The organism is Streptomyces sp. NPDC002138, assembly GCF_040296485.1.
In the GTDB taxonomy this organism is placed as follows: domain Bacteria; phylum Actinomycetota; class Actinomycetes; order Streptomycetales; family Streptomycetaceae; genus Streptomyces.
In genome coordinates, this window is sequence record NZ_JBEOXE010000089.1 from 16771 (window position 1) to 27206 (window position 10436).

Genomic DNA, 10436 nt, shown 5'->3' on the forward strand with positions numbered 1-10436 from the left:
GGCACGGGGCACAACCCGTGCCAGACGTGTCACCACCGATCCAATCCAGCAAGGAGTACGGCCGTGAAAACCAAACGACGGCAGGTACTGCGCCGTAAATCCTTCATCGTCCTTTCTGCACTCTTCACCACCGGATTCGGCATCATGGCCCTCGGATTCGGAGTGAGCATGACGGGCGGAATGCCCCCGCAGGGTGCTCTGGCGGTCATGGCCGCATGTCTGGGCGTGATCGCCTTCTGCCGTCGGATCACCGGTTCTCGGATCGTCCTCGGCCAACACGTGCTGAGCGTCGTGAACCCGGTGTTCACCTACAACGTTCCGTACCGGTACGTGGCCAAGGTGACCAGCGACCCGCGCGGCAACCTGGTCGTCACGACGAGGGATGCGGTCGACATCCGCCCCGTTGGGTTCGCCGGCTCCCTGATCGACCACTTCGTCGGCAGTACAGACAGGGCGGTAGCCGAGCTCAAAGCCGCTCTGGCCGAGCCCCGGGACCTGCGTGGGGACTCCCGCCCGGTCAGGCAGTGGACCCGCTCGTGGGTGGCCGACGGCTGCGCCGCCGGCATGCTCGTCTGCATCGTGCTGGCCGGTTTCGCCAGCGCATGAGCCTACGCAGCGCAGTGCCCCGGACCGGGTTCCGGACCGGGTTCCGGACCGGGTTCCGGACCGGGGCACTCGCCGTGGCGGCACCGGATCAGGCGTCGAGGCGTCGGAGGCCGGCCGCAGCCAGAGGTCGCAGAGCCAGCGCTCGTGGTAGCGGGTACGGTTCTCCCCCCGCCCCGACGGCGAGCGGCGCGAGACGGCTGTCGAGACGGTCCACATGACCTCGTTCGCCAGCCGGGCGCGATCGGCGGCCGCGCGGATGCACCGGGAGCTCTCCCTGGTGTCCTTCACCCTGATGAATGATGAATGAGAATACAAAATCCGGCACCGATCACCGCATTCCGAAACGATCACTGAACTCGCAGTCCAGCGCCCACCTTAACCTCCCCACTCTCCGAAAACCCCTGCCTAAAACAGCGCCACACCACAACCGAAAATCCTGAAACGATCACTAAATCCGCAGACCAGAACGACTCTCACCCAGTGATCAACAGTAGATTTGTCACCTGGCTCGACACCAACCCCACCCCCTATTGATCCGAAACGCTTGTGATTCTGGGTCGTTGAGCTGGGTGTGAGTGATCTGGTGGGGGACGCGCGGCATCTGTCGCCGTCGGCGCAGGAGGTTCTGCGGTTGCGGGCGGTGGCCGCTCTGGTGGCGGGGTGGGACCGTGAGGACGTCGCGGCGGTGTTCGGGGTGTCGCTGAAGGCCGTGGACAACTGGTGGATGAAGTGGCGGGCCGGGGGCCGGGACGCACTGCTCGCCCGGCCGAAGGGCCGTCCGGTGGGCGTGCATCAGGTGCTGGGCGAGGCTGAGCAGGCCGCGGTGCGGCAGGCGATGCTCGATCACCGGCCGTGTGATGTGGGCCTGGTCGGCCAGTTGTGGACCCGGCGCCTGGTCGGCGACCTGATCGCGAAGCTCTACCGGGTGCGGCTGACCGAACCCGGCGTGGGCAAGTACCTGAAGAGGTGGGGACTCTCCTTCCAGCGGCCCGACAAGCGGGCCGTGGAACAGGACCCCGAAGCTGTGCGGCGCTGGCATGAGGAGACCTGGCCGGCCATCCGGACGAAGGCGAAGGCCGAGGGCGGCGAGATCCTCTTCGCCGACCAGGTCGGCATCCGCTCCGACCAGGTCACCGGCCGCACCTGGGGCGAGAAGGGCCGCACTCCGATCGTGCGGCGCACGGGCAACCGGTTCTCGGTGAACGCGATGTCCGCGATCAGCACCAAGGGCCGGATGCACTTCATGGTCTTCCCCGGCACCTTCGACGCCGCGGTGATGTGCCGCTTCCTGGACCGGCTCGTCGGGCACTTCAGCCACAAGATCCACCTCGTGGTCGACGGGCACTCCGCCCACCGCTCGAAGACCGTCCGGACCTGGCTCGCCGCGCACTCCGAGGAGATCGAGCTGCACTTCCTGCCGCCGTACTCGCCAGAGCTCAACCCCGACGAACTGGTCAATGCCGACCTCAAGCACAGTCTGCCCAAAGGCCACCGGGCCCGGAACCAGGCCGAACTCGCAGCCGAGACCCGCCGCTTCTTCCGCAGACGCCAACGCCAACCCCATATCGTCCGCGGCTACTTCCACGGCCCCCACGTCCGCTACACCCTCAACGAGAACCCCTTGAGTTTCTGATCAATAACCCCCGCCACCACATACCGGGGATCAGTGAAACTGCGCAGCACTCAACCAACCTGCACAGCAGGGCTCCGCGCTCAGAACTCCGCAGGTCAAGCAACTGGTGTGCCCGGACACTGCGCAGAATCAGTGAGCCAGCACAGTCGATGGACCGCTCAACAAAACTGCACAACCCCAGGCCAGAAGACTGACGACTACTCACATTCACTGACCGCCGACAGCATCGAACGCGGCTACCCCCGGCGGCACATCAGCCGATGCCGGCAAGAAGGTTGCCGAGCATCCGCACCGTGCCCCACTGCACCGCCCAGCCGGCTGTGGGGGCGCCGCTTGGCCGCCGCCTGCTCCATCGCAGCCACGTCCAGCCGGAAGAACTCCTCCAGCTCCTGGACAGACCGCTCTCCAACGAAGCCCCCGTAGCGGGCTATCTGCTCTTCTGACAGGTACTCAACAGTCACATGCGGTGACGCTAGGCAACAGGAGCCCCGCCAGTCCCCGCAGTGACCGAACCAAGACCCCTCAGATCATGATCGTTCCTTAGCGTTCAATCCTGGAACACTACCGGCGGGACCCCGTTTCCGGTAGTGAGGGAAAAGGTTCCGGACGTACCTGGCACGTTTCCAGTCGTATCGAAAAGTGCGACGTTGAACTCCGGTTCACCCGTGAAGCACACGTCCTGAGTCGGGCCGAGCCGGACCGATGTCGGGCCTTCGTCAGCGGAGGGGCGCCGTCCGTCTCAGCGGGTCGCCCTACGGTGTATCCGCAGCCAGACGTAGATTCCGGCGCCCGCCACGGCGAGTGCCGAAGCCGCCCCAATAATCCGGGAGTTCGACGGCATCGTCCGATGCACCTGCGCCTGCGGTGCCGGATCGTGGCACCCAGCATCAGGTGGGGTGACCCGGTAGCGGGCCCAGACTTGCGCCGGCTTGCCGCCCTCTGCTCGCTGGACGACGTAGAGCCCGGGCTGAGCGTCGCACCGGATCCTGGCAGTGGCGGTCACCGCCTTGTCACCGTGCATCACCACCGTCCCGGTGAATCCGGGGGAGCTCAGTCTCACGTCCCCCTCGCCTGCTAGCTGTGAGTTGTCGTGGGCGGTGAGCTCGCCGCCGGCCCTTACGGAGGTCACGTGCCAGGGCGTCTGTGGCCAGGGCGCATCAGCGCCCCAGTTCTCCTCCTGTGACTGCGGCGGTAACGCCGCGACCCGCCTCTCGCACTCCGCCCGGGTCGGTTCGTCGGCCTGCGCCACCTGGACGTTCCCCCAGAGCCTGCCGACATCAGAAGCTGCCGCCGCCTCGCCTGCGGGTGCTGCCAAGCGCACCTCGTAGGAGCCGGGCGCAGCCGCGCAGGAGATGGTCATGACCGCCACGACAAGACGGTCGTCCATCCGCAGTATGCCGCCCTCCTTGAAGGCGCCGGAGAGCACCCGGGCGCCGTTCCTGGTATCGGCGGAGGAGCGGGCCTCGGTCGAGATCTCGACCCGGTCACCAGGGTGCACCGACAGTTGCGCACCGCTCGGCAGAGGCCGCGGTGGGTCCACCGTGGGCGTGGCCCAGGCCGCCCCCGCCATTCCTGACAGTGCCACGGTGAGGATGGCGCTGGCAGCACGAGCAACCCTATTTCTCACTACTTGCCTCTTTCATTCTCCATTGACGATCTTTCAGGGAGCTGCATAGCCTGCCCCCAGTGCCTCATCCCCTGCCCGGATACCTTCGCCGCCACCCGCCACTCCCACCCCGCGCCCCACTGCGGCAACCCCCTCTCCCCCCGCTCTGGCGGACTACTGGACCGCCGGGCGCATGGCCCAGGCCAAGCCAGTCGATCCCGCACGCGGCGAGACGTCCCCCACCGCCCGAGGCCTGGCCTCCGGGCCCCCCGCCGGTACCCCGAATGCCACCTACTTCGACGGCCTCCCGATGGTCGGCACGTTCTTCTTCCAGGGCGTACCAGTCAGTGGTGACGCCACCTACTGCACCGGCAGCGTCATACGCAGCAAGGGCAAGAACCTGCTGCTCACCGCCGGGCACTGTGCAGCCCAGCTGAGGAAATCGACACAGCGCATCTTCGTACCCCAGTACCGATACGGTCTGGATTCGGCCGCGCAGCCATGGGGAGTCTTCCCCATCACCGACGTCTACATGGACCCGCGATACCTGGTCGGCGGGAAGGGCCCGACATCCGACCTGGACCTCGCCTTCGTCACCGTCGGCCCGAACTCCAAGGGATCGGCTGAGAACGTCACCGGTGCGCTCACATTCACGACGGAAACCACGTACGAGCACAATGTGACCGTCGTCGGATACCCCGCCAGCGGCTCGGAGAACCCGTCCCACCGGGCCATCACGTGCAGCATCCCCACCTCACGGCTGTACGGGTTCCGCCAGATGAAGATGGAATGCGGCGGCTACTACGGCGGCGTCTCCGGCAGTCCCTGGATCAGGGGCTACGACGCGAAAACCCGGACCGGTCAGGTCATAGGCAACGTGGGCGGGTACAACGGCGGCGGCAACGACGCCAACGTGCACTGGATCTCTTACTCGCCGGTTTACGGCAAGGACGCCCAAGACCTGTACAACGACGCCAACAACAGCATCGGCTCCGGCAACGTCAAGCGCCCGAATCCCTATCAGGGGCCGACCGACGGCCCCCTCCTGCCGGGCAGCGGCGAAACGTGGAAGCACGCCAAGCAGATCGCGTCGGGCGACTTCAGCAACAGCGGGCACAGCGACATGCTCGTCATCTGGACCGACGGGGAGGCGACCCTCTACCCCGGTGACGGCAATGGCGGCTTCCGCCCCGAACGCCAGCTCCTTGCCCCCAACGCGACCTGGGGCTCAGTGGCCACCATCACCGCTGGCGACTTCACCGGCTCCAATCAGTTCGACCTCATGGTCCGCTGGGACAACGGCAGGATGACCCTCCACGGCGACGTGGGCTCCAACGGTTTGGGCGACGGCACCGAGATGGCCCCCGCCGGCTCGGTCTGGAGCCACGCCACCCAGATCACCGCGGGCCGCTTCAACGCCACCACCTACGTCACCGACCTGATGGTGCGCTGGTCCGACGGCGAACTCAGCCTCTACACCAATGTGGGTGCCGGCACCCTGGGCCAGGAGTACAAGCTCAAGGACCCCAACAGCGCCTGGAAGGACGCCACGCTGCTGACCGCCGGCCAGTTCTCAGGCAACCAGAAGTGGGATCTCATGGTCCGCTGGTCCACCGGCGCGCTCAACAACTACGTCGGCACCACCACCGGAGGCCTGGGTGCCGAGCAGCCCATCCACGGCCCCGACAACACATGGACCCACAGTGTCGTCATGACCACCGGCCAGTACACGGGCGACGGCCTCACCAACGACCTCATCATCCGCTGGACCGACGGCGAGACCACCATGTACAGAGACACCCGGACCAACACCCTAGGAACCGAACGTCTGCTCGTCCCGCCGGCCTAGCGCCACACCCGCCCGCTCCACCGCAGTGGCACCCTGCTCCATACTTCTTGCCGCCGGACGTGGACGAGTTCGCGCGCGGTCGCATTCGCAGCAGCGGAGAGGGTGCTGGTGGACCGACTGGGCCAGGCCAGTCCGGCCAAGCCTGGTCGGGATGTGGCGCATCGTGGAGGCGGACAGGCCCGGGGCCGGTCCGCTGCGGGCCGGTCGATCTTGCGTCCTGACGCAGCCGACAGACCTTTGCATCAACCGCTACGGGCGTCCCGTGCCGGGCCCTGACGGGTCGGGTGCCGGTGTGACGCATCAGGCTTGCTCCCGGCGCCGGACTACTCGGGCCTTGACGACCATGGCGGCCAGGAGCAGCAGGCCGTCGACGCGATCCGGATGGTAGTGGCCTGGTACGGCGAACAGATCATGGCCGAGTGGCGGGCCCCTTCCTGGCGAGGGGCGTATCGACGAGCTCAAAGTCGCCAGCCGGGCCGCTGTCGAGGACCAGTTCCCTCTGGAGAGCTCCACGGTGACCAGCGTCGCCAAGTGGCCCTGAACTGCCCCACCAGCGCGGACTCCGGTCAGGGCGCTGGCCAGCTGATCCTTTCCGGACGGCTGATGCGAACCTGATGCACGAGCCCGGGTTCCGCCGTGTCGACGAGGGCCAACAGGCTCGGCGGGGGCGGCAGGTAGCTCACTGGAAGGCCCTGCTGGTCGTAGGTGGCCCGGAGCGGGTCGAGGGCCAGGAGCTGCTCGAGCTGCCAGGTCTCCCAGCCGTAGATCGCCGAGGCGGCGAGGTCGATGACGGAGCCCGGCTCATCGGTGCTCACCGTCATCGTCATGCCGGTCGGCGGCTGTCCCCAGCGCGCTGGTGTCCCGGTAGACCAGCGCAGTACGGTCGCCGGTCACCACGCCGATGGTGCCGTAGCCCTGCGCGCGGAGGCGGTCGACAATGAAGTGGGCCGCGATCCGCGCCCACCGCGGCGAAATCGCCGGCGAGCGGCCCCTGCCCGGCATCCTCGCCCGCCTCCCCGACCCGACCGCAACGCGATCATCAGGACAGAGCGCTTTCCCCGGCTCGCGCCCGGACGTCCAGTACAACGTGGTACCGAAATATCACGGCTCCAACCCCGTCCCGCACGAGATCCACTTCACGGCGCACGGAAACAAGGGGTTCACCTTCTCCTACATACTCGAGAACCCCGCCGCCTACCCCAGGACCGGCGTCTGGAGTGCCTGCCGGAACGCCGAGGAGCCGTTCATGACCCGCATCACGCCCCCGCGCCCCATCGACATCGAAGCGCTGTTCCCGGCTCTGGCCGGGTTCCGGCGCACGGCCACCCGCCTGCACCCCCGCCCGGGTGAGCCCTCGGCCCAGGACAGCTCGGTCGCCGGGCCGATGCTGTGGCCCGCCGACGAGCCCTGGCCGGTGTGCACCGCTGTCCACCCCAAGGGCAAGGGGTACCGCATGGCGGACGTACGCCGTGCCCGCCTCATCGACGCGGACTCCCAGGGACGGGCCAAGACCGAAGAGGAACGCCAGGCCCTCGCCCGTCTCGAGCGGGCAACCCACGCGCCGGAAATCCGCGACGAGGACCCCGTGCCCATGCTGGCGATCGCGCAGCTGTGGGCACGTGACATTCCCGATCTGCGGGGCCCCGAGGGGTACGACCTCCTCCAGGTCTTCTGGTGCCCTTTCGAGACGCACGGACCCGACCACAGCGTCGAAGTGGTCCTGAAGTGGCGGCGCGGCGCGGACACACGGGGCATCTTGAGCGAACAGCCGGAGCCCGTCGTCGTCGGTCGGCAGGAATGCGTGCCCGACCGCTGCGTGGTCCACCCCGAGCAGGTCACCGAACACGAATACATCGATCTGCTCCCCGCAGACCTCCGGGAGGCCATCGACGCATGGCAGGAAGACCTCCTCGACGAGGACGAGGACGAAGACAACGAGAACGAGGACGACGATCCGTTCGCAATCGAGTACGGGAGCGCACTGTCCATCGCGCCCGGCTGGAAGGTGGGCGGTTTCGCCACCTGGCACGCCACCGACCCACGACCCGTCGACTGCCGGACGTGCGGGACGCCGATGCCACCCCTCCTGACGGTGCACCACGTCGAATGGGACCCCGCCTCCGCGAGCTGGGCCCCCGAGGAGGACCGGTGCCCCGACCTCTACCGGCACGTCATCACCCCCACGAAGGTCTACCTCGGCCGCGGATACATGCGCATCCACACCTGCCCCACCAACCCCTGGCACCCGCACCAACTGAGCTTCCAGTAGCCCCCGAGCGACCGGCCGACTGCCTGCCCGAGCCCTTGGCGTACGTGAGTTCGCCGAACACTCGGTCCTGCCGAATGTGGCCAGTGCAGCGCATCGCCACCAATCCCCGGTGGCTTTGTTCACATTCAGCAGCAGCGTTCGTCGATGGGTTTCAGCAGTGGTGGGGTCAGCCTCTGGGTCGTGGATGTTCGCGTGAAGTAGCGGCAGTGCCGTGTCGCTGAGGTGAACCTTGTGACGTGTCGCTGAGGTGAACCTTGTGAGGGGACGCTGCTGCAGTTCACGTTGAGTCCCAGCTGCTCGCGTCTCGGATGAGGGTGCGATGATCTGTTCGTGGTGACAGATGCCGAGTGGGCTCGGATTCGGAGGGGCCTGCGCTTCGGGCAGGTCTTCGAGGGCACCGTGGTGAAGGTTCCCCGGCCCGGTGTGATCGGGATCTTCGTGGACATCGGTCTGAGCGTCGGAGGCTTCGTCGACGTTCTGCTGCTGCCGAACGAGTGCGAAGACTGGCCAGCGGAGGGCACGGTTGCCGATTTCGAGATCTGGTGGGCAGGCAGCCGCCAACAGATCCGGCTGAAGCCGTCCGACTCTCGATATCTGCGGACCGACTTCACAGACTTCGTCGAACGCTTTTGTCCCAGTTGGGCTGCCGACGTCGGCCAGCCCGTTCGTGACGCAGGGCCTGTCACTCCCGACGAGTTGCGGGACACGCTTCGCCCTGATGGGCCGCCGGCCAACTCCCTCTGAGACTGGAGAAGTGACCGACGGCCCTGCAGAAACTAGCTGGCCGCGGCTTCGGCGCGGGCTCGGGTGCTGGCGAGGCGGTAGGAGTCGGTGCCGGTCTCGATGATGGTGCCGTTGAAGGTGAGGCGGTCGACGATGGCCGCGCAGAGGCGGGGGTCGGTGAACGTCTTGGGAAGGTGTGCCGGTGGCATCCCAGTTGAGGGTGGTCCAGGGCGGTGCCGTCCTGCTGGAGCCGGTGACCGCCGATCCGTGGGAGTTTCAGGCTGACGGCGTTGAGGCGTTCGTCGCTTCATGGCGGGCCCGTGGGTTCAGTCCGGTGGACGGTCGAGAACGACATCGGATTGCTGGAACGGACGCTCACCGCACTGGGCCGGCCCGCCTGGGACGTCACCCCCGAAGACATCGACCGCGTCGTCGGTGACCTGGCCCTTGCCGGGCGGGCGGCCTCCACCCGGCGCGAGTATGTGCAGATCTTCAAGGGCTTCCACCGGTTCCTTCAGGTGCGCAAGGCCGTCGAGATCGAGGCTGGTTTCGGCGTCCGTCTGGTCTGCCCGGTCGATGAGTTCAACGCGTCCCGGCATGTCGGCGACGACTCCCCGGCCCAGCTGCCGCCACCGACACCAGAGCGGGTCGCGGAGTTTTTCGACTTCCTCAAGGCCCGGATCGCCACCGCCCGCAAGTACGCACCCGCCGCCCGGGACTATGCGATGTTTCGGACCCATTATCACGCTGGCCTAAGATCCGAAGGACCTCATCGACCGTGGCGACTGCCGCCTGAACCAGGTCGCGATCAGCGTCCTCGACGAAGCCGACCAGATGGCCGACATGGGCTTCATGCCCCAGGTCACCGCCCTCCTCGACCAGGTGCGCCCCGAAGGCCAGCGGATGCTGTTCTCCGCCACCTGGACCGCAACGTCGACCTGCTGGTCGCCACCAACGTGGCGGCGCGCGGCATCCACGTCGACAATCTCGACCTCGTCGTGAACATCGACCCGCCGACCGACCACAAGGACTACCTCCACCGCGGCGGCCGTACCGCCCGCGCGGGCGAGTCCGGCAGCGTCGTCACCCTGGTCACCACCCACCAGCGCCGCGACACGGCCCGCCTCATGGCCGCCGCCGGGATCGTCCCCCAGACCACCCAGGTCCGCCCCGGCGTCCGAGCGAACCAAGCGCAGCGCAGCCTCCCGGGGGCGACGCGGGGCCCTCAGCCCGCTCCAGCAGGCCTGCGCGCGCTTCGGTAGCCCGATGGCCGTATAGCCGATGGAAATGGTGCGGACCGACACCCGCACCTCATCGTCCAGGAGCGGGTGCTCCTGTCGTTGGCGGCTGGGGTCGCGCATGGCCTGGTCGGCCTGGCGAGCGCGAAGGGCCGCGCCGAGCCGCAGGGCGTTGGGACGGGCTCGGGGACGACAGGATCACGGTTTCGGTGGCGTCGGCTGCGATCGACGGCAGAAGCTGCTCCTTCGTTGCCCCAAGTTGATTACCTCTTCGCCGAGCTCACGAAAATCTATGGTGGCTGGAGTAGACATTGGGTGGTGGTGTGGTTATGGTTTCTCTCGTAGGCAGAGAGATCGCAGGGCCTGGCAGAAACGAACTGCCGGGCGTAGTACATGCAGTTCCCTTAGTTGCACGATGCAGGACGGTGCGGTGGTGGAGTGTCGAAGCCAGGGCTTTTGCAGGACGGCGACGGGGCTGACGACCGGACCGGGTCGCCCGCAGTGATCAGGGG

General features: G+C 67.3%; 9 protein-coding genes and 3 pseudogenes. 7 read left to right on the forward strand and 5 right to left on the reverse strand.

Annotated elements, in window-relative coordinates:
• Positions 1–63: 63 nt before the first annotated feature.
• From ABT084_RS34340 to ABT084_RS34350, 3 genes and pseudogenes are all read left to right on the forward strand, one after another.
• Positions 64–606 (forward strand): hypothetical protein, encoded by a 543-nt coding sequence (locus ABT084_RS34340; RefSeq protein ID WP_351052662.1) that lies wholly within the window; start codon positions 64–66, stop codon positions 604–606.
• A 187-nt stretch (positions 607–793) separates the two neighbouring features.
• Positions 794–901 (forward strand): annotated as a pseudogene (locus ABT084_RS34345) (MarR family transcriptional regulator); the annotation flags it as partial.
• Between the two features lie 276 nt (positions 902–1177).
• Positions 1178–2239 carry an IS630 family transposase gene (locus ABT084_RS34350; protein WP_351052665.1) on the forward strand — a complete coding sequence of 354 codons (1062 nt, stop codon included), beginning with the start codon at positions 1178–1180 and terminating at the stop codon, positions 2237–2239.
• Between the two features lie 236 nt (positions 2240–2475).
• Here ABT084_RS34350 and ABT084_RS34355 read toward each other — a convergent pair whose 3' ends face one another.
• The gene (locus ABT084_RS34355) at positions 2476–2700 is read right to left on the reverse strand and encodes a DUF4158 domain-containing protein (RefSeq protein WP_351052668.1); all 225 of its coding nucleotides are present in this window, start codon (positions 2698–2700) and stop codon (positions 2476–2478) included.
• A 278-nt stretch (positions 2701–2978) separates the two neighbouring features.
• Complete coding sequence (locus tag ABT084_RS34360) at positions 2979–3824, reverse strand: hypothetical protein (protein WP_351052671.1); 846 nt, start codon at positions 3822–3824, stop codon at positions 2979–2981.
• Positions 3825–4038: 214 nt separating this feature from the next.
• Between ABT084_RS34360 and ABT084_RS34365 the strand changes: the two genes are divergently transcribed.
• Positions 4039–5694 (forward strand): trypsin-like serine peptidase, encoded by a 1656-nt coding sequence (locus ABT084_RS34365; RefSeq protein WP_351052674.1) that lies wholly within the window; start codon positions 4039–4041, stop codon positions 5692–5694.
• Between the two features lie 566 nt (positions 5695–6260).
• Here the strand turns inward: ABT084_RS34365 and ABT084_RS34370 are convergent.
• On the reverse strand, positions 6261–6509 hold the full coding sequence (locus ABT084_RS34370; RefSeq protein WP_351052676.1) for a hypothetical protein: 249 nt from the start codon (positions 6507–6509) through the stop codon (positions 6261–6263).
• A gap of 122 nt (positions 6510–6631) precedes the next feature.
• On the opposite strand from ABT084_RS34370, the gene ABT084_RS34375 reads away from it, so the two are divergent.
• Complete coding sequence (locus tag ABT084_RS34375) at positions 6632–7963, forward strand: hypothetical protein (protein WP_351052678.1); 1332 nt, start codon at positions 6632–6634, stop codon at positions 7961–7963.
• 330 nt (positions 7964–8293) lie between these two features.
• Positions 8294–8707: a hypothetical protein gene (locus tag ABT084_RS34380; protein WP_351052681.1), complete on the forward strand. Its 414-nt coding sequence runs from the start codon at positions 8294–8296 to the stop codon at positions 8705–8707.
• A gap of 32 nt (positions 8708–8739) precedes the next feature.
• Here the strand turns inward: ABT084_RS34380 and ABT084_RS34385 are convergent.
• Positions 8740–8874, reverse strand: a pseudogene (locus tag ABT084_RS34385) (ATP-binding protein); the annotation flags it as partial.
• Between the two features lie 138 nt (positions 8875–9012).
• On the reverse strand, positions 9013–9285 hold the full coding sequence (locus ABT084_RS34390; protein WP_351052684.1) for a hypothetical protein: 273 nt from the start codon (positions 9283–9285) through the stop codon (positions 9013–9015).
• 163 nt (positions 9286–9448) lie between these two features.
• On the opposite strand from ABT084_RS34390, the pseudogene ABT084_RS34395 reads away from it, so the two are divergent.
• A pseudogene (locus tag ABT084_RS34395) lies at positions 9449–9948 on the forward strand (helicase-related protein); the annotation flags it as partial.
• Positions 9949–10436 lie beyond the last annotated feature (488 nt).